Consider the following 24,751-nt stretch of genomic DNA (forward strand, 5'->3'; position numbering starts at 1 on the left):
CCTCCCAGGATCCACCCAGGACAACCGGCCGTGAACGTTGCAAACACCATCCTTCTTTCTCCCGCCGACAATGTCGCCGTCGCCAACGGCCGTATCGAGATCGGCACCACATTGCCGGGCGGCGCTGCCGCCGTGGCGGTGATCGAGCCGGGCCACAAGGTGGCGATCAAGCCGATCGCGGCGGGCGAAGCGGTGGTGAAATACGCGCAGGCGATCGGCCGCGCCACGCAAGCCATCGCGGCCGGCGAGCATGTCCATTCGCACAATCTGGTGTTCGAGAGCGGCCGCCTGCCGGTGGTGCCGCCGAATGAGGCCGAGCACGCCACCGAGGCTGACCGCAAGCGCACCTTCATGGGCTACCGCCGCGCCGACGGCCGCGCCGGCACGCGTAACTTCATCGGCATCATCGCCAGCGTCAATTGCTCGTCGACCGTCTGCCATGCCATTGCCGACGAAGCCAACCGCACCCTGCTGCCGAAATATCCGGGCATCGACGGCTTCGTGCCGATCGTGCATGGCCAGGGCTGCGGCATGAGCGCCACCGGCGACGGCATGATGGTTCTGCACCGCACGCTCGCGGGCTATGCGCGCCATCCGAATTTCGGCGGCATCCTGATGGTGGGGCTGGGCTGCGAGGTCAACCAGCTCACCCTTTACGGCCAAAAGGGCGTCGCCGCGGGAAAACGCCATTTCAACATCCAGGAAGCCGGCGGTTCGCGTAAATCCGTCGCGAGGGCGATGGGCGTGCTGGCCGAGATCGCCGAGGAGGTCGGCCATTTGCAGCGCGAGCCGATCCCGGTCTCAGAAATCGTCGTCGGCCTGCAATGCGGCGGCTCGGACGGCATGTCCGGCATCACGGCAAACCCGGCATTGGGCGCCGCCGTCGATATCCTGGCCGGCTGCGGTGGTGTCGGTATCCTGTCGGAGACGACCGAGATCTATGGCGCCGAGCATCTGCTCGCCTATCGCGCCGCCTCGCCCGAGATCGCCGCCAAGCTCGACGGCTATGTGAAATGGTGGGAGGAGCATACCGCCAAGCATGGCGCCTCGATCGACAACAATCCCTCGCCCGGCAACAAGCGCGGCGGCCTGACGACGATTCTCGAGAAATCGCTGGGCGCGGTCGCCAAGGGCGGCCAGACGCCGCTCAACGGCGTCTTCGGCTATGCCGAGAAGGTCTCAGGCAGCGGCCTGGTGTTCATGGACACGCCCGGCTACGACCCGGTCTCGGCCACAGGCCAGGTGGCGGGCGGCGCCAATGTCATCGTCTTCACCACCGGCCGCGGTTCCTGCTTCGGCTGCCGGCCGACGCCGTCGATCAAGGTCGCCACCAACTCCACCATGTACCACCAGATGGAAGAGGACATGGACGTCAATTGCGGCGTCATCGCCTCGGGCGAGAAGACCATTGCCGGCATGGGCCGAGAGCTCTTCGAACTGATCATCGAGACGGCGTCCGGCCGCAAGACCAAGAGCGAGGCGTTCGGCTACGGCGACAACGAATTCGTGCCCTGGCATCTCGGCGCGACCCTGTAGCCGACTGCGCAAGATCGGGGCCTGAAAACGCAGCCGGATAAGGAACCATCCCGCGATTTGCGAAGGGAATAAATATTCCATGTTGACAGAATAGTGGAATTAATGTTCCATATCCAAAAGGGAGGAACGGAAGCATCCGACTGTTGTCGGCAAGGAACCGGCTGAGCTGAGATCGCCACCGGGCATCACGCAAGCGGCACCAAGACGCCGCTTGCATCGGCCGCAGCGTTGCACTATCAAAAAACGGCATCTGTTTTTTATTGATAAAGTTCTATTTGGGCCGCGCCTATCCAGATGGAGCTTCCGAAACCTTCACCAGGCGATTTTAGGGAGGAACCTAATGAAATTCGTGACCAGCCATCTCAACCGCCGTGCTTTCGTGGCTTTGGCCGCTGCGTCGATGCTTGCCGGCGCGATGCATTCCGCACCCGCCTCGGCCGCCGACGTGACCATTCCGATCATTGTCAAGGATACCACCTCCTTTTACTGGCAGATCGTTCTGGCCGGTGCCCGCAAGGCGGGCAAGGATCTCGGCGTCAATGTGCCGGAACTCGGCGCCCAGGCCGAAACCGACGTCAATGGACAGATCTCGATCCTCGAAAATGCCGTCGCCGGCAACCCGGCCGCCGTCGTGATCGCGCCGACCGAGGCCAAGGCGCTTGGCAAGCCGATCGACGAGGCAGCTTCGAAGGTCAAGGTCATCGGCATCGACTCCAGCGCCGATTCCAAGGCCTTCACCTCCTTCCTCACAACCGACAACGTCCAGGGCGGTCGCGTCGCCGCTGACGGTCTCGCCGCCGCGATCGGCGCCGCCAATGGCGGCAAGGTCGAAGGCAAGGTGGCGTTGATCACAGCGCTTCCCGGCGCCGGCTCGCTCGAGCAGCGCGCGCAGGGCTTCAAGGAACAGCTCAAGGCCAAATATCCCGGCCTCGAGCTCGTCGCCGACAAATATGCCGACGGTCAGGCCACCACCGGCCTCAACATCGCCACCGACCTGATTACCGCCAATCCGGACCTCAAGGGCATCTTCGCCTCCAACCTGATCATGGCGCAGGGCGTAGGCCAGGCGATTGCCGAGAACAAACTCGCCGGCAAGGTGGGACTGATCGGCTTCGACAGCGACGAGAAGCTGATCAAGTTCTTGAACGACGGCGTCATCTCCGGCCTCGTTGTCCAGGACCCGTACCGGATGGGCTATGACGGCATCAAGACCGCACTCGCCGCTTCGAAGGGCGAGAAGGTCGAGGCCAATGTCGACACCGGTGCGAACCTCGTCACCAAGGCCAACATGAAGGATCCGAAGATCGACGCGCTGCTCAACCCGAAGCTCAAGTAAGCGCCGCTATGAGTGTCGTTTCCGGGGCCATGGCGCCCCGGAAACATCGTCGACAGGCGGCTTGGCAATTCGCCGGCTTGCTTTAGGCTCCGTCCTCGAGATGCGCGTCAGACGCATCGCTGCGTACCCAACGATTGAGACCAATCTGGGAGGATTGTCATGACGTCGACGGCGCAGGAACTGCACCCGGCCCCCACGCTGCAGCCGGGCAGGACGATCCTCGAACTCAACGGGCTGGAAAAGCGCTATCCCGGCACGCATGCGCTGAAGCCCGTGCACCTTGCCTTCAAGGCGGGTGAAATCCACGCCATTGTCGGCGAGAACGGCGCGGGCAAATCGACCCTCATCAAGCTTCTGACCGGCGTCATGCCCCGCACCTCGGGCGAGGTCGTCTGGGAAGGCAAGCCGGCAGCTTTGGCCACCCCGCATGAGGCGATGGCGCTGGGCATCAACGCCGTCCACCAGGAGGTGGTGCTGTGCCGCCATCTCACCGTCGCCGCCAACATGTTCCTCGGCGAGGAGGAGTCCCGCTTCGGCCTCTTACAGCAGCGCGCCATGGTCAAGGATGCGCAAAAGATCATCGACGGCCTGGGCTTCGATCTGCCGGCGCATGTCGTGCTCGGCGATCTCACCATCGGCCAGCAGCAGCTGATCGCCGCCGCCCGCGCCACCGTGCGCGGCACCAAATTCCTGATCTTCGACGAGCCGACCGCCTACCTCACCCGCAAGGAGGCCGACCAGCTCTTCAAGCTGATCCGCCGGCTCAAGGGCGAAGGCGTCACCATCATCTACATCAGCCACCGCATGGAGGAAGTGTTCGAACTCGCCGACCGCGTTTCCGTGCTGCGTGACGGCTCGCTCGTCGGCACCCGCAGCATCGCCGAGACCAACGAGCCCGAGCTGGTCAAGCTGATGATCAACCGCTCGATCGAGCAGATCTACCACAAGGAGCATTTCACGCCCGGCGCCACGATCGTCGAGACGAAGAAGCTCTCGGGCAAAGGCTTCGAGAATGTCTCGCTGACCGTCCGCGCCGGCGAGATCGTCGGCCTCTACGGCCTGATCGGCGCGGGCCGCAGCGAGTTCGTCACCACGCTCTACGGGCGCCACAGGAAATCGGCAGGCCAGATCCTGTGGCAAGGCAAGGAGGTGCAGGTCAATTCCGAGCACGACGCGATCCGGCTCGGCATGGCGCTGGCGCCGGAAAGCCGTCGCGACCAGGGCCTGTGCCTCAACCTGCCGGTGGGCACGAACCTCAACCTGCCGATCTACAAGCGCATCTCGAGCAACCTGCTGATTTCCGGCGCGAAGGAGAAGGCCGAGGCCGACCGCCAGATCGCCGACCTGCGCATCAAGACCCCGACACGCCATGCGCTCGCCTCCAGCCTGTCCGGCGGCAACCAGCAGAAGATCGTCATCGGCAAATGGCTGGCGCACGGCGCCAAGCTGTTCATCTTCGACGAGCCGACGGTGGGCGTCGATGTCGGCACCAAGGCCGAGATCTACCGGCTGTTCGGCGCGCTTCTGTCCAAGGGCGCCGGCATCATCCTGATCTCGTCCTATCTGCCGGAAGTCTACGAGCTTGCCGACGCGCTGCATGTGTTCCGGCGCGGCAAGCTGGTCGCCACGCATGGCTTCCGCACCGCCGATCACGAGGAAATTCTCACGCAGGCGCTTGCCGAGAAACAAGAAAAGCAGGGAGGTCAGACATGAGCACCGAGGCCATCGCCGCCGAAAAGCCCAAGCGAAATTACAACGCCCTGTTCGGGCTGACGCTGCTGGCGCTGCTCGTTCTGCTGTGGGTCATCCTGTCGCTGGCGACGCCGAGCTTCGCCTCGGCCAACAACATCTCGAACCTGCTGCGCCAGGGTTCGATGATCGCCATCCTGGCAGTCGGCCAGACCTTCGTCATCATCACCGGCGGTATCGATCTTTCCGTCGGCGCGGTGGTCGGCTTCTCCACCGTCATCGCCGCCATGCTGATCAATGCCGGCGTGCCGATCTTCGCCGCCATCCTGATCACTCTTCTGGTCGGCGTCGCCATCGGCCTGTTCCACGGTTTCGGCATCGTCAAGATGGGTCTGCCGCCCTTCATCATCACGCTGGCGACGCTGACATCGCTCCGCGGCATCGGCCTGTTGATGACCAACGGCAATTCGATCTCGATCAACAACGACGCCTTCCAGGAGTTCTCGCGCAACTCCTTCGTCGGCATCCCCAATCTGTTCTGGATGGTGATCCTGGTTGGTATTCCGGCCTACGTCTTCCTGCATCACAGCCGCTGGGGCCGCTATCTGTTCTCGGTCGGCTCCAATGCCGAGGCGTCGCGCCTGTCCGGCGTCAACGTGCAGCGCACCATCTACATGGCCTATACGCTGTCCGGCCTGTGCGCGGCCTTCGTCGGCGTGCTGCTCGCCTCACGCATCGGCATCGGCAACCCGACGCAGGCCGAGGGCTGGGAGTTGCAGGCGATTGCCTCGTCGGTCATCGGCGGCACCTCGCTGTTCGGCGCGGTGGGTTCGGTGCACGGACCACTGCTTGGCGCCTTCATCCTCGCGACCATCAACAACGGCGCCAACCTGCTTAACGTCAATGCCTTCTGGCAGCGGATCATTACCGGCCTGCTGATCATCGTCATCGTCTATTTCGACGGCCTGCGCCGTCGCGGCAAATGAATCCTCCCTGAAACTTCCGCGCCGGCCCCGCTAGACCGAGGCCGGCGCGCTTTTTTGCTTTGGATTGCCCATGAAAGCCGTCGTCTGCCGCTCGCCCGGCGATCTTGTCCTCGAAGACCGCGCCGACCCCGGCGCGCCGCCGCCCGGCTGGGCGCGCGTCGCGGTCAGCCATGTCGGCATCTGCGGCACCGACTACCACATCTTCGAAGGCAAGCACCCTTTCCTCGCTTATCCGCGCATCATGGGTCATGAGGTTGCGGGCACGATCGTCGAGAAGGGTGAAGGCGTCGAGATCAGCGTCGGCGAGCCGGTGATCATCAACCCCTATCTCGCCTGCGGCAAATGCATCGCCTGCCGGCACGCCAAGCCGAATTGCTGCGTGAAGATCGAAGTGCTGGGCGTACATCGCGACGGCGCCATGTGCGACGAGATCCTGGTGCCGGCGCAGAACCTTTATCCGGCAAACGGCCTGTCGCTGGCCGACGCCGCCGCGGTGGAATTTCTGGCCATCGGCGCGCATGCGGTGCGCCGATCGCTCGCAACGCCCGGCGCGCGCACGCTGGTCATCGGCGCCGGGCCGATCGGTCTCGGCACAGCGATCTTCGCACGCATCGCCGGGCTGGAGGTCAGCCTGCTCGACATGAGCGCCGAGCGCCTCGGCTTCGCCGAAAAGGAACTCGGCTTTGCCCCGCTAGACAGTTCCAAGGCACCGGCTGCCGAGCTGGTACGGCAGGCAACCGCCGGCGATGGTTTCGATCTTGTGTTCGACGCGACCGGCAACACCCAATCCGTGCAATCGGCCTTCGCCCATGTCGCGCATGGCGGCACGCTGGTGCTGGTTAGCGTCGTCAAGGACGACATCGCCTTCTCCGACCCGGAGTTCCACAAGCGCGAGATGACGCTGGTCGGCAGCCGCAATGCGCTGAGAGCCGATTTCGATCATGTCGCCGCCTCGATCCGCAACGGCGCCGTACCGTTGAACAAGCTCGTCACCCATCGCACGACGCTTGGCCAAACGCCGCGCGACCTCGCCAGGTGGACGCATGAGAAAACCGGCCTGATCAAGGCGGTTATCGAGGTCGGGTGAGATATCGGTTCGAAACGAGCATTCGGCGGGTGACAGGCAGAGCGCATGCCTTTGCGATTGGCCGAAGCCTTTGTCGCCTCGTCATCCACGGGCGGAGCAAGGAGCGTAGCGACGCAGCGCAGACCCGAGGATCCATTCCGTGACGTCGACGCGTCGCAGCAATGCAGAGTTCTGCTCCGCTGCACTGTACTATCAAAGTAACGGCATGGATCCTCGGGTCTGCGCTCCGCTTCGCGTCGCTCCGCCCGTGGATGACGACCTCTGGGGTCGTCCGAAGATGACGACGTCGAGAACTAATCGTTGGCCGAGAGCCTGAGTTCCACCCGCTCCGCTGAAAAGCGCGACTCCGCGAACTGGATCGGCTGGCCGTCGAGCGTGACGTTGACGGCGACGGTGACCAGCACGATGGCGCCCGGCTGCAGATCCAGCGCGGCGAGATCGTCGGCATCGGCATGGCGCGCCGACAGCACCGTCGAGTGCCTGAGATAATCATTGATGCCGAAGCGCTTGAGCGAGGCAGTGATCGATCCCGTTTCGGCCATTGCCGCTTCGATGCCGGTGAAGCGTTTGGCGTCGAACCAGATCGTTGCCCGCGACACGGGGTGACCGTCGGCCTCGCCGCGCGTCTCCAGGCGGATGACGGCCGCGCCCTTCGCAATACCCAGCGCCTCGGCGATTCGCCGCCCGGCCGGTTCGGTCGATGACGACAGTAGCGCGATATGCCGCTCGGTCGTCTGCCCCTGCAGCCCGGTCGAGAAGCGCGTGCGTGCGCCGATCGGATAGGACAGCCGCTTGCGCGACAAGACGAAGGTGCCGCGTCCCTGCTCGGCCTTCAGCACGCCCTCCCGCACAAGTGCTGCAATAGCGCTGCGCACCGTGTGGCGGTTGACGCCGTAGCGCTCCGCCAACGCGACTTCAGGCGGCAGTGCCGCATTCTCCTCGAAATCGCCGCTCGCGATGCCCTGCAATATCCTGTCCGCGATCTGCCGCCACAGCGATACGCCGTTACGCCTTTCGATGCTGCTCGCCAGTCCGATCATTCGCCGCCCCCAAGCAATTTCTTGCGCCCTGTCATCCACCCGTCATGGACTCTCGGTACGAGGTAAGTATAATTTGTATAGTTGTCTATATCAATAGACAAATTTTGGATGCAAGGAGCGATGCCATGCGAGGACAGGAAGCGCGCGAGCAGGCCGGGCGAAAGGCCTTGATGGCGACGCTGGCACATGCTGCGGCCGATGACATCGCTCGTCTGTGGAACGAGTCCGGCCTGCCTTCCGAGGCGGAGCTTTTGCGCGGCCCCGAAACCGGACTGGTGACGGTGCGCGGGCGGATCGGCGGCGGCGGCGCGCCCTTCAATGTCGGCGAGGCGACGGTCACCCGCGCCACAGTGCGGCTGCCATCCGGGCAGGTCGGCCATTCCTATGCGCTCGGCCGTGACAAGGGCAAGGCAAAGCTCGCGGCGATCGCCGACGCGCTGTGGCAGGACCGAACCCATCGCGAGGCGGTCGAGACGATGCTGGTCGCGCCTCTGCGGGCGGCGCTCGATGCAGCGCGCGAGACGCAGCGCGTCGAGACGGCGGCAACGAAAGTGGATTTCTTCACCATGGTGCGCGGAGAGGATTGATGAATATCGCCACGCAATCGATCGACGGCGGTTTCGCCGAACCGGTCTTCGATGCCCAGGCCGTGTTCCGCGCCATCATGGACGCGATGGCGCGCCCCGGAACGGTCCAGGCCATGCCGCAACTCGCGCATCCGCCGGCACCGTTGTCAGCGACAGCGGGCGCCGTGGCGCTGGCGCTCTGCGACAACGACACGCCGATCTGGCTCGATCCGCCGTTGCAGGCCCAAGCCTCGGTCAAGGCCTGGCTCGGCTTTCACACCGGCGCGCCTTTGGCCAACACGCCGGCCGATGCGCATTTCGCCTTGATCGCCAATCCGAAGGAGATGGCAGCACTCGACGGTTTCTCGCAAGGCACGCAGGAGTATCCCGACCGCTCGACGACGCTGATCCTGCTCACCAGCGATCTCGGTTCCGGTCCAACGCTGCTGCTCGAAGGCCCCGGCATCGAAAAGACGGCAATGATCGCGCCGACAGGCATGCCGCGCCATTTCGTCGAGCAGTGGAAGCAGAACAACCAGCGGTTCCCGCGCGGCGTCGACATCATCCTGGCGGCGCCCGGCAGCCTTGCCTGCCTGCCGCGCACCACCCGCACCAAGACCATGGAGGCATGACATGTATGTCGCGGTAAAAGGCGGCGAGGCAGCTATTGCCAACGCCCATCGTCTGCTGGCCGATCGCCGCCGCGGCGACCGCTCGGTGCCGGCGCTGCGCCTCGACCAGATCGTCGAGCAGCTGGCGCTCGGCGTCGACCGGGTGATGAGCGAAGGCTCGCTCTATGATCGCGAGCTTGCGGCTTTAGCCGTCGTCCAGGCGCGCGGCGACATGATCGAGGCGATCTTCCTGGTGCGCGCCTATCGCACCACGCTGCCGCGCTTCGGCTACACCAATCCGGTCGATACCGGCGCCATGCAGGCCGAGCGGCGCGTGTCGGCCACCTACAAGGACCTGCCCGGCGGCCAGATGCTTGGCCCGACCTTCGATTATACCCACCGCCTGCTCGATCCGGAGCTCGCCGCCGGCGCCGAAGTCGAAACGCCCGCGCAGCGTTCGGCCGAGGCCGAGGCCATGCCGCGCGTCTCCGCGATCCTCGCCCATGAAGGACTGATCGAGGCCGACGGCGACATGCCGCTGGACCATGTGCCCGGCGACATCACGCGCGAGCCGTTGCAGTTCCCGATGCCGCGCGACATCCGCCTGCAGGCGCTGTCGCGCGGCGACGAGGGTTTCCTGCTGGCGCTCGGCTATTCGACGCAGCGCGGCTACGCTCGCAATCACCCCTTTGTCGGCGAGATCCGCATCGGCGAGGTCGAGCTGGAGCTGGACGTGCCGGAACTGCCTTTCGCCGTGCCGCTCGGCTCGATCCGCGTCACCGAATGCCAGATGGTCAACCAGTTCAAGGGCTCGGCCAAGGCGCCGCCGCAGTTCACCCGCGGCTACGGCCTTGTCTTCGGCCAGAGCGAACGCAAGGCCATGGCCATGGCGCTGTGCGACCGGGCGCTACGCGCCGGCGAGCTCGGCGAGGACGTCGTCGCCGCCGCGCAGGACGAGGAATTCGTCATCTCGCATTCCGACAATGTGCAGGCGACCGGCTTCGTCGAGCATCTGAAGTTGCCGCATTATGTCGACTTCCAGGCCGAGCTCGGCCTGGTCCGCCGCATGCGCGCCGAATACGACGCGCGGGAAAACGAGGACAAGGCGGCTGAGGAAAAGCGGGAGGCTGCGGAATGACTTCAGTCGCTCCCGCCGCCACCAGCGCTGTAGTGGCCGTTATGTGCCTCGTTGAACCCTTTGCTTCCAGCAATAGTCTCACCGCTCGCACTTTCCTTTGGCGCGGGGAGAAACATCTTCCGCAGCGCAAAGGCCGTAATGACGGCGAAGACCAGCAGCAGCACACCGAGATGCATCCAACCGGTGGAGTCCATCAGGCTCTTCTCCCGCGTCCTGGACGCCATTTCCATAGCACGGAGCGGACGTGATCGCCATGACCGACATCGCCACCTACAACTTCGCCTATCTCGATGAGCAGACCAAGCGGATGATCCGCCGCGCCATCCTCAAAGGCATCGCCATTCCCGGCTACCAGGTGCCCTTCGCCTCGCGCGAAATGCCGATGCCCTATGGCTGGGGCACCGGCGGCGTCCAGGTCACCGCCTCTATCATCGGTCCGGACGATGTGCTCAAGGTCATCGACCAGGGCGCCGACGACACCACCAACGCCGTCTCGATCCGCGCCTTCTTCAAGAAGGTCGCCAAGGTCGCCGTCACCACGGAGACGGCGAAGGCAACGATCATCCAGACCCGCCACCGCATTCCGGAACAGCCGCTCACGGCCGGCCAGGTGCTGGTCTTCCAGGTGCCGATCCCCGAGCCGCTGCGCTTCCTCGAGCCGCGCGAGACCGAGACTCGAAAAATGCATGCGCTGGAGGAATACGGCCTCATGCATGTGAAGCTCTACGAGGACATCGCCAAGCACGGCCGCATTGCCACCACCTATGCCTATCCGGTCAAGGTCGAGGGCCGCTATGTGATGGACCCTTCGCCGACGCCCAAATTCGACAATCCGAAGATGCACCGCTCGCCGGCCCTGCAGCTGTTCGGCGCCGGCCGCGAGAAGCGCATCTATGCGGTGCCGCCTTTCACCGACGTCGTCAGCCTCGATTTCGAGGATCATCCGTTCGAGGTGCAGACCTTCGACCAGCCCTGCGCGCTCTGCGGCGCCGAGAATGTCTATCTCGACGAGGTCATCCTCGATGACCATGGCGGCCACATGTTCGTCTGCTCCGACACCGACCACTGCGAGAAGCGGCGCGCCGACGGCCATCACGGTCACCTTGCCCCCGAGACCAATCTTGCCTCTGAGAAAACGGAGCCGGCCGAATGACCGACGAACCGCTGCTGCGCGTCGCAGCACTTTCCAAATTCTTCGGCTCGCGCGTCGGCTGCGAGAACATCTCCTTCGACCTCTGGCCGGGCGAGGTGCTGGCAGTGGTCGGCGAGTCCGGCTCCGGCAAGACGACGCTGCTCAATTGTCTGTCGACCAGGCTGCTGCCATCCTCCGGCACGGCCAGCTACCGCATGCGCGATGGCCAGTGGCGTGAGCTCTACCGGATGAGCGAGGCCGAGCGTCGCTTCCTGATGCGCACCGATTGGGGCTTTGTCCACCAGAACCCGGCCGACGGGCTGCGCATGACCGTATCGGCCGGTGCCAATGTCGGCGAGCGTCTGATGGCGGTCGGCGACCGCCATTACGGCAAGATCCGCGCCACCGCCATCGACTGGCTGTCGCGCGTCGAGATCGACGTGGACCGGATCGACGACGAGCCGCGCGCCTTTTCCGGAGGCATGCGCCAGCGCCTGCAGATCGCCCGCAACCTGGTGACAGGTCCGCGTCTGGTGTTCATGGACGAGCCGACCGGCGGCCTCGATGTCTCGGTGCAGGCGCGCCTGCTCGACCTGTTGCGCGGGCTGGTCACCGATCTCGGCCTCGCCGCGATCGTCGTCACCCACGACCTCGCCGTGGCACGGCTCCTGTCGCAGCGCATGATGGTGATGAAGGACGGCCGCGTCGTCGAAAGCGGCCTCACCGACCGCGTCCTTGACGATCCGCGCGCGCCGTACACCCAACTCCTCGTTTCTTCGATCCTGCAGGTGTGATCATGGCTACGCCTCTTGTCGTTTCAGACGTCGCAAAGAGCTTCACCATGCATCTGCGCGAAGGCGTCACGCTGCCGGTGGTGGCGGGCGTCTCCTTCTCGATCCGCGCTGGCGAATGCGCGGTGCTCGGCGGCCCGTCCGGCGCGGGAAAGAGCTCGATCCTGAAGATGCTCTACGGCAACTATGCCGTCGACGAAGGCCAGATCATCGTCCAGCACGCGGGCGGCCTGATCGACCTTGCTTCCGCCAGCCCTCGCACGGTGCTCTCCGCGCGCCGCCACACCATCGGCTATGTCAGCCAGTTCCTGCGCACCGTGCCGCGCGTCTCGGCCCTGGATGTCGTCGCCGAGCCTCTGGTCGAGCGCGGCGAGGACAGGGAAATCGCGCGGGCCAAGGCTCGTTCCTTATTGGCGCAGCTCAACCTGCCGGAAAAGCTCTGGGCCCTGCCGCCGGCGACCTTCTCCGGCGGCGAACAACAGCGGGTCAACATCGCGCGCGGCTTCATCACCGAGCATCCGATCCTGCTGCTCGACGAGCCGACCGCTTCGCTTGACGCGAAGAACCGCGATGTCGTGGTCGAACTCATCGCCGGCAAGAAGGCGGCGGGCGTTGCCCTGCTCGGCATCTTCCATGATCTCGATGTGCGTGACGCGGTCGCCGATCGCGTCATCGACGTCACCGCCTTCGCGGCGGGCAAGGTAGCCGCATGATGAGGCTTTCGGAGACGCCGCTGATCCATCCGACGGCGCAGGTCGAAAACTCGACGCTCGGCCGCTGGACCGAAATCGCCGAGCGCAGCCGTGTCGCCGAATGCGAGCTCGGCGACTATTCCTACATGATGCAGGATTGCGCCGTCTGGTGCGCGACTATTGGCAAGTTCTCCAACATCGCGGCAAGCGTGCGCATCAACGCCACCAACCATCCGACCTGGCGGCCGACGCTGCACCACTTCACCTACCGCGCCTCCGACTATTGGGACGATGCCGAGCATGAGAGCGAGTTTTTCGCTGAGCGCCGCGCCAAGCGCGTCACGATCGGCCACGACACCTGGCTCGGCCACGGCTCGACCATCCTGCCCGGCGTGACGGTCGGCGACGGCGCCGCGGTCGGCGCGGGCGCGGTGGTGTCGAAGGACGTCGCGCCCTACACCATCGTCGGCGGCGTGCCGGCCAAGCCGATCCGCGAGCGCTTCGACCGCCGCACCGCCGAGCGCTACCAGGCGCTCGCCTGGTGGGATTGGGACCATGCAAGGCTCCGCTCCGCGCTCGACGATTTTCGTGAATTGGAGGCCGAAGCATTTCTCGAAAAGCACGGCGGCTGACAGGGCTTGCGTTCATACCCTTGACACATGACTCGGACAGGAGGCGGTTTCCCCCAAGGAGATCGCCATGCTCGACACAGTCAGATCCTCGCTCGCCGCCTTCTTCGAAGGCTCCAATCCGACGCCGCCGACGCATCTCGGCACGCGCTATGACACGTCAGGCAACTTCCTCCTCGAGCCCGGCAACACCGTTGTCTGCCACCTGGTCGACGGCTCCCCTTCGCAAGCCGCCGTCATCGAAGTGCGCGAGCGGATGCTCGCCATGCCCGACGCGGATCGCCTCGCCTTCACGCCGATCCCCAGCCTGCACATGACGCTCTTCCAGGGCATCATCGAATACCGGCGTCGTCTTCCCTACTGGCCTTCAGACGTGCCGCTCGACACCGGCATCGACGACATGACCCGGCTCTACCTCGAGCGCCTGCAAGGCTTCGAGGGCCGAGGCGCATTCAAGATCAAAATTGTCGAAGTCGTGCCGACCGGCCTGACCGTCGCCGGCGCTTCCGAACAGGACCGCCAGATCCTGAAAGCTTGGCGCGACGCCCTTTCAGGGCCGTTCGGCTACCGCGACCCTGACCACGACGCATACGTCTTCCATATTACCTTTGCCTATCAGGTCCGCCGTCTCGCCGACGAGCGGGCCGCAGCGTGGCAGGCATTGTTCGACGACAGCCTGTCGTTCCTCGAGCGCGAGGCTCCGGTGATCGAGCTCAGGCTCCCGGCCTTTTGCAGTTTCAAGGACATGAAGCATTTCGAGGAATTGCTCGTGCTTGAATGATACCGATGCATGTCGCCCAAAAAATGCGCAGCGGTTTTGGGATGACGACATCCATCAACGAGAAATCCAGCCTGTGGGACGTAACAAAACTGACATCAATCCGACACCCCAGCTTCATCGGCCTGCGATAGCGAAGGTTAACAGACCTTCAAAACCGCGACGGACTGGAGCTTTGGTATGTCAGCATCATCGGCCACGCTGGAAATCCGCGGCGTAACCCGACGATTTGGCAAGAACACTGCCGTCAGCGACATCAACGTCTCGATCCCGCGCGGCCAGATGGTCGGCATCATCGGCCGCTCGGGCGCCGGCAAGTCGACGCTTCTGCGCATGATCAATCGTCTCATCGATCCCAGCAAGGGGTCGATTTTTTTTGACGGCGCCGAGGTCTCCAGCCTGCAGGGTTCGCCGCTGCGTCGCTGGCAGCGCGACTGCGCCATGATCTTTCAGCAGTTCAACCTCGTGCCGCGCCTCGACGTTTTGACCAACGTCCTGCTTGGCCGCCTCAACCATCGCTCCACGATGTCCAATCTGCTCGGCATGTTCACCCGCACCGAATGTGCCGAAGCGGTGGCCGCGCTCGAACGCCTCGACATCGCACGCACCGCGCTGCAGCCGGCCGGCACGCTGTCCGGCGGCCAGCAGCAGCGTGTCGCGATCGCCCGCGCCATGATGCAGCAGCCGAAGGTGCTTCTGGCCGACGAGCCGATCGCCTCGCTCGACCCGCTCAATGCCAAGGTGGTGATGGACTCGCTGCGCGACATCAACCTGCGCGAAGGCATCACCGTCGTCACCAACCTGCACACGCTGGACACCGCCCGCGCCTATTGCACCCGCATCATCGGCATGGCCGCCGGCAAGGTCGTCTTCGACGGCGGTCCGGACGACCTCGACCGCGACGCCGTGCGCACGGTCTATGGCGCCGATGCCAGCGGCGCCGAGATCTCCGAGGCCATCACGTCGACCAGCGTCACCATCAAGCCGAAGATCACCGCATCCGCCGGACCGCTCGAGCCAGCATTCCCTGGCTACTGAACCCACCCCCGGCCCCAGGCGGTCCGGGCAAATCGTGGAAGTCAGCAGAGCAACCCGGATCGCCCGCCAGCGTCAAAGGCAAGACTTGAAAAATCAGAACGCCGCCGGCGCGCAGCCGGAACAACAGGAGAGAGATCAAAATGTTCAGGAAGATGGTTTTTGGGGCGGTTTCGCTGCTCGCCATGGCGGCAAGCGCCGCGCACGCCGCCGACATCAAGGAATTCCGCGTCGGCATCCTCGGCGGTGAGAACGAGACCGACCGCCTGCGCAACTACCAGTGCCTCGCCGACCACCTGAAGTCGGAATTCGGCTTCGAGAAGGTTTCGCTGTTCCCGGCCGCCGACTATGACGGCGTCATCCAGGGCCTGCTCGGCGGCACGCTCGACTTCGCCGAGCTCGGCGCATCGGGTTATGCCAGCGTCTATCTCAAGGATCCGAAGGCTGTCACCCCGATCCTCACCACCAAGCAGACCGACGGCTCCACCGGCTACTATTCGATCGGCCTCGCGCTCAAGACTTCCGGCATCACCGACATCAAGTCGGCCAAGGGCAAGAAGCTCGGCTACGCCGATCCGGACTCGACCTCGGGTTACCTGATCCCGCTGACCCAGATTCCGAAGGACACCGGCGCTTCCAACGAGACCTACTTCGCCTCGACCCAGTTCAACGGCGGCCATGAGAACAACGTGCTGGCCGTCCGCGACGGCAAGGTTGACGTGGCGGTGGATGATTCCTCGGGCATCGGCGACTTCAAGAACGGCTACACCTCGGGCACTTTCCACAAGGAAGTCGCCAAGGGCGCCGTCGACCCCAACGACTTCGTCGAAGTCTGGCGCTCGGGCCTGATCCCGAACGGCCCGCTGGTCGTTCGCACCGCGCTCGGCGACGACATGACCGCCAAGCTGACCGCCTTCTTTACCGCTCTGCCGGCCAAGGACAAGGCCTGCTTCGAAGGCGTCGAAGGCGGCGATTTTACCGGCTATGTGCCCGTGAAGCCGGACTTCTACAGCGTTATCGTCGAAGCCCGCAAAGCTGCTATCGGCGGCTAAAAGACAAGATCAGAAAGGGCGGTGTGCCTCCAAAGCGACGTGCGTCCACTTGGACGCACAAACTACGCTTTAGCACTTTGGATGGCCGCACCGCCCTTTTTGCATGTTCCGATCATGACAGCATCAGCGACAATCCATTCCGACGCCACCCGCCAGCAGGCGGAGGCCTGGCAGCGCCAGACATCGCTGCGCCGGCTCTACACGGTGCTCGGCGTCGGCCTGCTGCTCGCAGCCATGGTCGCCAGCATGTGGTTCGCCGACGAAGCCAATGCCGGCCACTTCTTCGAGCGCCTGCCGCATCTCCTCGATTTCCTGAGCTGGTTGGTCCCGAAGGACTGGAACGACGTCTGGCGCGCGCTGTTCGATATTGCCTCGCCGAACGACAAGGGCACGCAGGAATTCAACTTCCCGCTCGGCCGTGTCCATGTCTGGGGCGGCTTCTATATCCCCGAATATTTCGAGCTCATGCTGACCACCGTCAACGTTGCGCTGGTCTCGACCTTCATCGGCTTCGTCTTCGCCGTACCCTTCTCCTTCATCGCCGCGCGCAATCTGACACCGCACCCGACCCTGAGGCTCGTCGTCAAGCGCTTTATGGAACTGCTGCGCGCCTTCCCCGAGATCGTCATTGCCGGCCTGTTCGCGGCAATCGTCTCGACCGGCCCGATAGCCGCCATCATCGCCATCGGCCTGCATTCGATCGGCGCGCTGGGCAAGCTGTTCTATGAGATCAACGAGAACATCGATATGCGGGCCGAGGAAGGGCTGCGGGCCGTCGGCGCCAACTGGTTCGAGCGCGTGCGCTTCGCCGACTTGCCGCAGGTGCTCCCCAATTTCATGTCCTACACGCTGCTTCGCGTGGAGATCAACGTACGCGCTTCGACCATCATCGGCGCCGTCGGCGGCGGCGGCATCGGCGAGGAGTTGAAGCTGTCCATCTCGCGCGGTTTCGGCGCCAAAACGCTGGCGCTGGTGCTGCTTCTGTTCACGACCATCTTCCTCATCGACCAGTTCTCCGCGTGGCTGCGGCGCAAGCTGGTCGGCGAGCAGGCTTTCCTGTTGGGAGCCGCCTGACATGACTATGAATGCTGACGAAGTACGGGCGATAGAGGAACGCTTCCCGCAGGTGTTTCAGCGCCCGGCCTACAAGCGCTTCTGGCCGCTGTTCCTGGTCGCCGGCACCATTTTGTACCTCATCTACGCCATGTGGTTCTTCAGCCTGCCGCAGGTGCTGCGCGAGTCGCATTGGGAGCGCCTGCCGCTCTTCCTGTCGCAGTGGATCAGCTATGACTTGCAACCGGAATTCCGTCTCGACCAGCCGCAGATCACGCCGAAATATCCGCGCTTCTCGGCCCTGGGCGAAAACCCCAATCCCGACTGGGTGATCAAGAACCCCGATGGCACTTTCACAGTTCAGATCGACGGCGACGCAAAATCCGTCACCTTCGACAAGGCCAGGGCGACGATTACGGCCAATGGCGTGACCGTGCCGATATCGCTGACCGGCGGCAGGCCGGTGGTGACTGGTCCGGTACCCGACTGGGTGACCGTCCATGACGACGAAATCGTCGCCAAGATGGGCTTTGCCGGCGAGGTGCGCGTCACCGTGGACCGGGTCAAGGTGCGCAAGCGCTTCCTCGGCTGGGCGAATTTCGTCTTCGACACCCGCTCGCCCTTTTTCGGCAAGTCGGCCGGCGAGGTGATCTCGCTGATCGTCTCCGGGCCTGAGCTTCAGCCCGGCACCTCGAACCTCGCTTTAGCCGCCGACAACATCTGGAACAATGCGCAGTGGCAGCATGGCGACGTCTGGACGAAGCTGTTGCAGACCATCGTCATGGCGTTCCTGGGCACATTGCTCGGCGGCATCGTCGCCTTCCCGCTCGCCTTCTTCGCCGCCCGCAACATCACGCCGAGCGGCCTGCTCAGCCAGGTGCTGAAACGCTTCTTCGATTTCATGCGCTCGGTCGACATGCTGATCTGGGCGCTGTTCTTCACCCGCGCCTTCGGCCCTGGACCGCTGGCCGGCAGTGCCGCGATCTTCTTCACCGAGATCGGCACGCTCGGCAAAACCTACTCCGAGGCGCTGGAAAACATCGACGACAAGCCGCGCGAAGGCGTCCTCTCGACCGGCGCCAACGGCCTGCTGGTGCAGCGCTACGGCGTGCTGCCGGAAGTGGTGCCGATCTTCATCAGCCAGACGCTCTACCAGTGGGAATCGAATACCCGCGGCGCCACCATCATCGGCGCCGTCGGCGCCGGCGGCATCGGCCTGAAGCTGTGGGAAGCGATGCGCACCAATTCGAACTGGGCCAACGTCTTCTACATGGTGCTGCTGACGCTGCTCGTCGTCTTCATCTTCGACAACATCTCAAACTTCCTGCGCCGCCGGCTCAGCCGCACGCTGCACGATTACAACAGGCTGCAGGCTGCGCAGGGGTAGTTGGACAGCTGCCTTCTTGCGAGAGGTCGGCGGGACAGCACCCCCCTCTGTCCTGCCGGACATCTCCCCCGCAAGGGGGGAGATTGGCCGTCATCTCGACCTTCGCCAATTTCCAACGTCGCAGGACGAGCGGTGCGCCTCGAGCGCTGATCTCCCCCCTTGCGGGGGAGATGTCCGGCAGGACAGAGGGGGGTGTGAAGGAACGCCGACGCTCGCTGGAAGGCGCGTCTAAGCCGCCTTCCTCCACCCATTCCTGATATGCCTGTACCCGTCCCGATAGACCGCTTCCGGGCTCTCGGCAAAATCGCGCCACACCTTGGTCGCCGCCGCCAAATCCCTCAGCGAGCGCCCAAACGACTCGATGGTCAGCCAGTCGTCATAGCCGCTCTGACGGATCGCCGCGAAGGTCTCCTTCCAGGGAATGTTGCCGCGTCCCGGCACGCCGCGGTCATTCTCCGAAATGTGGATATGCACGACATTTCGGCAGTTGTTTGTATAGGCGCCGATCGGATCGGCTTCCTCGATATTGGCATGGAAGGTATCGTACATCGCCTTGATATGCGGCCGGTCGATCGCGTCGATATGCTCCGACAGGTCGGCCATGGTGTTGACCAGATAGCATTCGAAGCGGTTGAGCGCTTCCAGCCCAATGGTCACGCCCTTCTTGCCGGCATGGTCGCCGATGGCGCGTTGCGAGGCGACCGAACGCTTCTTCTCGGCCGCCGTCGGGCCGCTGCCGGAAAAGGCGCCGAGCGTCGAATGCAGCGGACCGCTCAGCCTGTCCGCGCCGAGCGCGGCGCTGCAGTCGATCGCCCATTTCATATAGTCGACGCCGGCCTTGCGCGTTGTTGCATCCGGCGAAATCAGGTTCATCGCCGGATCGCCCATGGCCGAAACCGCGGTGCGCTCCAGGCCGATACGGTCGAGCATTTCGCCGAGCTTCCTGTAGTCGTCCGGTGTCCCGACAAAGACCGGTATCTCGACGCCGTCGAAACCGGTCGCCCTGATGTCCTTCAGCAGCGCCTCGTGCTTCTTCGAGACGCTGGTCGTCCACAAGAACATGCACATGCCGATTTTCATCGACACTCCTCCCCAGCTTGGCGGCCAACCGCTTGCGCTAGCGGGCCACACTCCCCCTCATCCGGCCGCTTCGCGTCCACCTTCTCCCCAAGGGGAGAAGAGACGAGCACCAACGTCGGCGCCATCCTCTCCCCTTGGGGAGAGGTCGGATTGCCCCGAATTGCTCTTCGCAATTCGGCTGGCAATCCGGGTGAGGGGGCCTCCCGCTCGCCGGCCGACGCGACCTACAATTTGGTCCACGCCCCATTCTTCTTCGACGACTTCACGCAGGCCTCGATGAAGGCCATGCCTTCGACGCCGTCGGCAATGGTCGGAAACACCACGTCCTTAGCCGGCTTGCCGCCCTTTTTGCGCGCCGCGCGGATAGCCCGCGCCGCTTCCTGGTAGATGTTGGCAAAACCTTCGAGATAGCCCTCCGGATGGCCGGACGGCACGCGGCTGACGCGCGCCGCCACCGGCATCGCGCCGGCGCCGGCACGCGTCAAAAGCTGCTTCGGCTGACCGAACGGCGTGTACCAGAGATAGTTGGGGTCGGCCTGCACCCATTCCAGCCCACCCTTGGAGCCGTAGACGCGCAGCTTCAGTCCGTTCTCATGGCCGGGCGCCACCTGGCTGGCCCAGATCATGCCCTTGGCCGGATGCGCCTTGCCGACCGGCTTGAAGCGCAGCATGACGTTGACATTGTCGTCGAGCTGGCGGCCCGGAACGAAGGCGTCGAGATCGGCCGACAGCGTATCCAGCTCCAGCCCCGACACGAAGCGGGCAAGGTTATAGGCATGCGTGCCGATGTCGCCCAGCGCGCCGCCGGCGCCGGCCTGCTTGGGATCGGAGCGCCACGATGCCTGCTTCTGTCCGGTGGCGGTGAGATCCTCGGTCAGCCAGTCCTGCGGATATTCCGATTGCACGATGCGGATGTCGCCGAGCTGGCCCTTGGCCACCATCTCGCGCGCCTGCCGGATCATCGGATAGGCGGTGTAGTTGTGGGTGAGCACGAAGACCTTGCCGGTCTTCTCGACAAGGGCGGCAAGCTTCTTCGCCTCCGCCAGCGAGGTCGCCAGCGGCTTGTCGCAGATGACATGGATGCCGGCCTCGAGGAAGGCTTTGGCCGCCGGCACATGCACGTTGTTGGGCGTGACGATCGCCACCGCCTCGATGCCGTCGGGCCGCTTGGCTTCTGCCTTTGCCATCTCGGCATAGGAGCCGTAGCTGCGCGCGGGATCGAGCCCGAGTTCCTCGGCCGAGGCCTTCGCCCGCGCCGGGTCCGACGACAGCGCGCCGGCCACCAGCACGAAGTCATTGTCCATGCGCGCCGCAATGCGATGCACCGCGCCGATGAAGGCGCCCTGCCCGCCACCGACCATGCCGTAGCGGATCGGGCCGCCTCCCGCTTCCGACTTCGATGCGCCGACCATTTTTTGTCCTCTCTCTTTGGCTCCTCACCCTCCCCTTGTTGGGGGCGACGCGCAGCGTCGGGGTTGGGGGTATAGGAGTCTGCTGCGACTTGTGATTCAACCCCACCCGGACCTGTGGTCGAACCTCCTCAACGGGAGTTCGTAGGTCAAATCCCCATCATGGCGCGCAGCAGCTTTTTGTCGCTCGTGCCGCTGGCGAAATCGTCGAAGGCCCTCTCCGTCACCCGGATGATGTGGTGCTGGATGAAAGGTGCGCCTTCGGCGGCGCCGTCCTCGGGATGTTTCAGGCAGCATTCCCACTCCAGCACCGCCCAGGAATCGTAATTGTACTGGGTCAGCTTGGAGAAGATGCCGCTGAAATCGACCTGTCCGTCGCCCAGCGAACGGAAACGGCCTGCCCGGTTCACCCAGCCCTGGTAGCCGGAATAGACGCCTTGCCGTCCGGTCGGGTTGAACTCGGCGTCCTTGACGTGAAACGCCTTGATCCGCTCGTGGTAGATGTCGATGAACTCGAGATAATCGAGCTGCTGCAGCAGGAAATGCGACGGGTCGTAGTTGATGTTGCAGCGCCTGTGGCCGCCGACCGCGTCGAGGAACATCTCGAAGGTCGCGCCGTCGAACACATCCTCGGAGGGGTGAATCTCGTAGCCGACGTCGACGCCATTGTCCTCATAGACATCGAGGATCGGCTTCCATCGTTTGCCGAGTTCGCCAAAGGCCTCCTCGATGAGGCCGGCTGGCCGCTGCGGGAAGGGATAGAGGTAAGGGAAAGCCAGCGAGCCGGTGAACGACACCGAAGCGTTGAGCCCAAGATTGCGCGATGCCTTGGCGCCGAACTTCATCTGTTCGACAGCCCATTTCTGCCGCGCCTTGGGATTGTTGTGCACCGATGGCGGCGCGAAGCCATCCATCTGCGCGTCATAGGCGGGATGCACCGCCACCAGTTGCCCCTGCAGATGCGTCGACAGTTCGGTGATCTCGACACCGGCGTCGGCACAGATGCCCTTCACCTCGTCGCAATAGGCCTTCGACGACGCCGCTTTCTTGAGGTCGAACAGGCGTCCGTCCCAGGTCGGGATCTGCACGCCCTTGTAGCCGAGGCCGGCCGCCCATTTGGTTATCGAAGCCAGCGAATTGAACGGCGCCGCGTCGCCCGCGAACTGCGCTAGAAACAGGCCGGGGCCCTTCATCGTCGTCGGCATCGGCATCCTTCCTCTTTTGTTTTCCCGACCAAAGCATAGCGCCGATTGGAGTGAGGGCCAGCCTGTTTGGTCAATTCTAGCGGCATCAAAATGCTATGCCATTCTGGTATTACCAAATCCCATAGTTCGGTCAAGCACCCGAAAACCTCGAAGAAGCGGGACACTCGCGGTCAAACGTCAGAAATTACCTTATAAAATCATAGTATTGGCCAGACAGTCGGGCCTCCCATGCCCACTTCTTGCCGCGCATGAAAATTTGCTGTAGAGGTCATGGAAGGCCCAATTGGTCGAACCAGTTTTGAAGAAAATGCTGGCAACGCCTCGAGGGAGGAATCGTGCGGCTGCCCCAACCGCAGGCATCGCGGGGTAAATGTGACAGGCGAATTCTGGGAAGGATAGACCATGCATCTTTCGACGCACAATTGGATGCGGGCGGAGCCGCTGGAGGTGACGCTCAAGCGCATCAAGAAATTCGGCTATGAATCGATCGAGATCTCCGGCGAGCCCGAGCAGTACAAGACCAGGGAGACGCGTGCGCTCCTGAAGGAGCACGGCATCCGCTGCTGGGGTTCGGTGACGCTGATGCTCGGCCAACGCAACCTCGCCGCCAGGGACCAGGGCCAGCGCGAGCGCTCGGTCAAATACGTCAAGGACGTGCTCACCATGGTCAGCGAACTCGATGGCGAGATCATCACGCTGGTGCCCGCGACCGTCGGCAAGGTTGTGCCGGACGGGACCGAGGCGGAGGAATGGGGCTGGGTGGTCGACGCCACGCGTGAGTGCTTTACCCATGCCAAGAAGGTCGGCGTCAGGATCGCCGTCGAGCCGCTCAATCGCTTCGAGACCTACCTCTTCAACCGCGGCGCCCAGGCGCTCGCGCTCGCCGATGCGGTGAGCCCTGACTGCGGCGTCTGCCTCGACGCCTATCACATCCACATGGAGGAATTTAACGTCTATGACGCGATCCGCCAGGTCGGAAAGCGCCTGTTCGACTTCCATGTTGCCGACAACAACCGCTTCGCCGCCGGCCTTGGCCAGATCGACTGGCCGAAGATCGTGCGCACGCTGAAGGACGTCGGCTATGACGGCGCGCTGACCAACGAGTTCGTCGCGCCCGTCGATCGCACGCCGGCCGCGCCCTATCCGGAGATGGTCGAGCGTAATCCGGTCGACATCTCGCCCGAGCAGCTCAAATTCATCCAGGACCACGGCTCCAGCGTGCTCACGGAGAAATTCTACACCGACCAGATGCGCATCACCGCCGAAACGCTGCTGCCGCTGATCAAGTAGACCTCCGATCGAAGCTTACCCCTTCCGCCTGACAGGCGGAGGGGGCGAAGGGAAAACATGCGCATCAAAAGCGTCCAGGCCTGGTGGGTTCGTATCCCGATCGAAGTCGCAAAGCAGCATCGCAGCGACTTCGGTCAGGTGACGACGTTCGACGCCGCCATTCTGCGGATCGAGACCGACGACGGCCTGGTCGGTTGGGGCGAAGGCAAGAACGCCGCCGGCAGCGCCGGCAGCTATGGCGCGCTCGTCCATATGCTCAACCACGAGATCGGCCCGCGGCTCATCGGCCGCGATCCGGCCGACATCGGCATCATCTGGGAAATGCTCTATAACGGCGTGCGGCATGAGACGGCGGCGCATGCCGGCCATGCCATGCCGCGGTTGGCGCGACGCGGCATGAGCGTGGCGGCGATCAGCGCCATCGACATCGCGCTCTGGGACATTCTTGGCAAATCGCTCGGGCAGCCGGTGTGGCGGCTGCTCGGCGGCCGCAAGGTCGAGCGCATGCAGGCCTATGCCTCGGGCGGCTGGGCCTCCACTGAGGCCATTGGCGAGCAGTTGAAATCGTACATCGCCAAAGGCGGCTTCAAAGCGCTGAAGATGCGCGTCGGCGCCATGGACGGCGCCCCGCATGTTTCGGCCGCGCGCGTGCGTGCCGCAAGGCAGGCGATCGGGCCGGATGTCGAACTGATGGTCGACGCGCACGGCACCTACACCGTCGCCGAGGCCAAGCGCTTCATCAAACTCACCGCCGATCTCGACCTTGCCTGGTTTGAGGAACCGGTGATCGCCGACGACAAATCGGGCATGGCCGAAGTGCGCGCCTCGGGCTCGACGCCGATCGCCACCGGCGAAAGCGAGGCGACGCGCTACGCCTTCCGCGATCTGGCGGTGCTGAAATCGGCCGACATCTTCCAGCCGGATCCGGCCTTCTGCGGCGGCATCAGCGAGGCGATGAAGATCGGCACCATCGCCAGCGCCTTCAACCTGCGCTTCGCGCCGCATTTATGGGCTGGCGCGCCTTGCTTCTTTGCCGGGCTGCATGTGTGTGCCGCCTCGCCCGCCAGCTTCATCATCGAATACTCGCTCGGCGCCAATCCGATGATCCACGACCTTGTCGAGGAGACTGTCGAAGCGAAGAACGGTATGATAGCGATCCCTGAAAAGCCTGGATTGGGATTCACCATCTCCGAGCGATTCCTGGAGGCGCACGCGCAACGTATTTGACG

At 64.0% G+C, this 24,751-nt stretch carries 24 protein-coding genes; 19 read left to right on the top strand and 5 right to left on the bottom strand.

Annotated features, from left to right (window positions below; genetic code table 11):
• The first annotated feature begins 30 nt into the window (after positions 1–30).
• The 5 genes from ACWGS9_RS23715 to ACWGS9_RS23735 all read left to right on the top strand — a co-directional run bounded on the left by ACWGS9_RS23715 (position 31) and on the right by ACWGS9_RS23735 (position 6,634).
• Positions 31–1,536 carry a UxaA family hydrolase gene (locus ACWGS9_RS23715; protein ID WP_454507532.1) on the top strand — a complete coding sequence of 502 codons (1,506 nt, stop codon included), beginning with the start codon at positions 31–33 and terminating at the stop codon, positions 1,534–1,536.
• A 340-nt stretch (positions 1,537–1,876) separates the two neighbouring features.
• Positions 1,877–2,872: an ABC transporter substrate-binding protein gene (locus ACWGS9_RS23720; RefSeq protein ID WP_454507533.1), complete on the top strand. Its 996-nt coding sequence runs from the start codon at positions 1,877–1,879 to the stop codon at positions 2,870–2,872.
• A 159-nt stretch (positions 2,873–3,031) separates the two neighbouring features.
• The gene (locus ACWGS9_RS23725; protein ID WP_454507534.1) at positions 3,032–4,585 is read left to right on the top strand and encodes a sugar ABC transporter ATP-binding protein; all 1,554 of its coding nucleotides are present in this window, start codon (positions 3,032–3,034) and stop codon (positions 4,583–4,585) included.
• Positions 4,582–5,547 (top strand): ABC transporter permease, encoded by a 966-nt coding sequence (locus tag ACWGS9_RS23730; RefSeq protein WP_454507535.1) that lies wholly within the window; start codon positions 4,582–4,584, stop codon positions 5,545–5,547. Before ACWGS9_RS23725 ends, ACWGS9_RS23730 begins: the two co-directional genes overlap by 4 nt.
• Positions 5,548–5,617: 70 nt before the next feature.
• Complete coding sequence (locus ACWGS9_RS23735; protein ID WP_454507536.1) at positions 5,618–6,634, top strand: zinc-binding alcohol dehydrogenase family protein; 1,017 nt, start codon at positions 5,618–5,620, stop codon at positions 6,632–6,634.
• A gap of 293 nt (positions 6,635–6,927) precedes the next feature.
• On the opposite strand, the gene phnF is transcribed toward ACWGS9_RS23735, so the two are convergent.
• A complete protein-coding gene (phnF, locus tag ACWGS9_RS23740) occupies positions 6,928–7,674 on the bottom strand; it encodes a phosphonate metabolism transcriptional regulator PhnF (protein WP_454507537.1) in 747 nt (248 codons plus the stop codon).
• A 125-nt stretch (positions 7,675–7,799) separates the two neighbouring features.
• On the opposite strand from phnF, the gene phnG reads away from it, so the two are divergent.
• From phnG to ACWGS9_RS23755, 3 genes are read left to right on the top strand one after another with little or no spacing between them, the layout of a single operon-like run.
• Positions 7,800–8,261 carry a phosphonate C-P lyase system protein PhnG gene (gene phnG / locus ACWGS9_RS23745; protein ID WP_454507538.1) on the top strand — a complete coding sequence of 154 codons (462 nt, stop codon included), beginning with the start codon at positions 7,800–7,802 and terminating at the stop codon, positions 8,259–8,261.
• Complete coding sequence (gene phnH / locus ACWGS9_RS23750) at positions 8,261–8,872, top strand: phosphonate C-P lyase system protein PhnH (protein WP_454507539.1); 612 nt, start codon at positions 8,261–8,263, stop codon at positions 8,870–8,872. The genes phnG and phnH overlap by 1 nt, the downstream gene beginning before the upstream one ends.
• 1 nt (position 8,873) lies before the next feature.
• Entirely contained in the window at positions 8,874–9,989 is a 1,116-nt protein-coding gene (locus tag ACWGS9_RS23755; RefSeq protein WP_454507540.1) for a carbon-phosphorus lyase complex subunit, read from the top strand.
• A 2-nt stretch (positions 9,990–9,991) separates the two neighbouring features.
• Here ACWGS9_RS23755 and ACWGS9_RS23760 read toward each other — a convergent pair whose 3' ends face one another.
• Positions 9,992–10,183 carry a hypothetical protein gene (locus ACWGS9_RS23760; protein WP_454507541.1) on the bottom strand — a complete coding sequence of 64 codons (192 nt, stop codon included), beginning with the start codon at positions 10,181–10,183 and terminating at the stop codon, positions 9,992–9,994.
• 59 nt (positions 10,184–10,242) lie between these two features.
• On the opposite strand from ACWGS9_RS23760, the gene ACWGS9_RS23765 reads away from it, so the two are divergent.
• The 9 genes from ACWGS9_RS23765 (at position 10,243) to phnE (ACWGS9_RS23805) (ending at position 18,538) form a co-directional block, all read left to right on the top strand.
• Entirely contained in the window at positions 10,243–11,142 is a 900-nt protein-coding gene (locus ACWGS9_RS23765; RefSeq protein ID WP_454507542.1) for an alpha-D-ribose 1-methylphosphonate 5-phosphate C-P-lyase PhnJ, read from the top strand.
• Complete coding sequence (gene phnK / locus ACWGS9_RS23770) at positions 11,139–11,915, top strand: phosphonate C-P lyase system protein PhnK (protein WP_454507543.1); 777 nt, start codon at positions 11,139–11,141, stop codon at positions 11,913–11,915. The genes ACWGS9_RS23765 and phnK overlap by 4 nt, the downstream gene beginning before the upstream one ends.
• 2 nt (positions 11,916–11,917) lie before the next feature.
• The gene (gene phnL, locus ACWGS9_RS23775; protein ID WP_454507544.1) at positions 11,918–12,625 is read left to right on the top strand and encodes a phosphonate C-P lyase system protein PhnL; all 708 of its coding nucleotides are present in this window, start codon (positions 11,918–11,920) and stop codon (positions 12,623–12,625) included.
• A complete protein-coding gene (locus ACWGS9_RS23780; RefSeq protein ID WP_454507545.1) occupies positions 12,622–13,236 on the top strand; it encodes a DapH/DapD/GlmU-related protein in 615 nt (204 codons plus the stop codon). The genes phnL and ACWGS9_RS23780 overlap by 4 nt, the downstream gene beginning before the upstream one ends.
• A gap of 67 nt (positions 13,237–13,303) precedes the next feature.
• Positions 13,304–14,014, top strand: a complete 711-nt coding sequence (locus tag ACWGS9_RS23785; protein ID WP_454507546.1) for a DUF1868 domain-containing protein — start codon at positions 13,304–13,306, stop codon at positions 14,012–14,014.
• Between the two features lie 177 nt (positions 14,015–14,191).
• Positions 14,192–15,049 (top strand): phosphonate ABC transporter ATP-binding protein, encoded by an 858-nt coding sequence (gene phnC / locus ACWGS9_RS23790; protein WP_454507547.1) that lies wholly within the window; start codon positions 14,192–14,194, stop codon positions 15,047–15,049.
• A 140-nt stretch (positions 15,050–15,189) separates the two neighbouring features.
• The gene (gene phnD, locus ACWGS9_RS23795) at positions 15,190–16,098 is read left to right on the top strand and encodes a phosphonate ABC transporter substrate-binding protein (protein WP_224518348.1); all 909 of its coding nucleotides are present in this window, start codon (positions 15,190–15,192) and stop codon (positions 16,096–16,098) included.
• Positions 16,099–16,212: 114 nt separating this feature from the next.
• The gene (gene phnE / locus ACWGS9_RS23800) at positions 16,213–17,172 is read left to right on the top strand and encodes a phosphonate ABC transporter, permease protein PhnE (protein WP_454507548.1); all 960 of its coding nucleotides are present in this window, start codon (positions 16,213–16,215) and stop codon (positions 17,170–17,172) included.
• 1 nt (position 17,173) lies between these two features.
• On the top strand, positions 17,174–18,538 hold the full coding sequence (gene phnE, locus ACWGS9_RS23805; RefSeq protein WP_454507549.1) for a phosphonate ABC transporter, permease protein PhnE: 1,365 nt from the start codon (positions 17,174–17,176) through the stop codon (positions 18,536–18,538).
• Positions 18,539–18,766: 228 nt separating this feature from the next.
• Here phnE (ACWGS9_RS23805) and ACWGS9_RS23810 read toward each other — a convergent pair whose 3' ends face one another.
• From ACWGS9_RS23810 to ACWGS9_RS23820, 3 genes are all read right to left on the bottom strand, one after another.
• The gene (locus tag ACWGS9_RS23810) at positions 18,767–19,618 is read right to left on the bottom strand and encodes a sugar phosphate isomerase/epimerase family protein (protein ID WP_454507550.1); all 852 of its coding nucleotides are present in this window, start codon (positions 19,616–19,618) and stop codon (positions 18,767–18,769) included.
• A 224-nt stretch (positions 19,619–19,842) separates the two neighbouring features.
• Positions 19,843–21,030 carry a Gfo/Idh/MocA family protein gene (locus tag ACWGS9_RS23815; RefSeq protein WP_454507551.1) on the bottom strand — a complete coding sequence of 396 codons (1,188 nt, stop codon included), beginning with the start codon at positions 21,028–21,030 and terminating at the stop codon, positions 19,843–19,845.
• 146 nt (positions 21,031–21,176) lie between these two features.
• The gene (locus ACWGS9_RS23820; protein ID WP_454507552.1) at positions 21,177–22,232 is read right to left on the bottom strand and encodes a sugar phosphate isomerase/epimerase family protein; all 1,056 of its coding nucleotides are present in this window, start codon (positions 22,230–22,232) and stop codon (positions 21,177–21,179) included.
• Positions 22,233–22,634: 402 nt separating this feature from the next.
• Here ACWGS9_RS23820 and ACWGS9_RS23825 point away from each other — a divergent pair, with 402 nt between their 5' ends.
• Positions 22,635–23,522 carry a sugar phosphate isomerase/epimerase family protein gene (locus tag ACWGS9_RS23825; protein WP_454507553.1) on the top strand — a complete coding sequence of 296 codons (888 nt, stop codon included), beginning with the start codon at positions 22,635–22,637 and terminating at the stop codon, positions 23,520–23,522.
• Positions 23,523–23,579: 57 nt separating this feature from the next.
• On the top strand, positions 23,580–24,749 hold the full coding sequence (locus ACWGS9_RS23830; RefSeq protein ID WP_454507554.1) for a mandelate racemase/muconate lactonizing enzyme family protein: 1,170 nt from the start codon (positions 23,580–23,582) through the stop codon (positions 24,747–24,749).
• Positions 24,750–24,751: the final 2 nt, after the last annotated feature.

This window comes from Mesorhizobium sp. Arg314, from assembly GCF_053714275.1.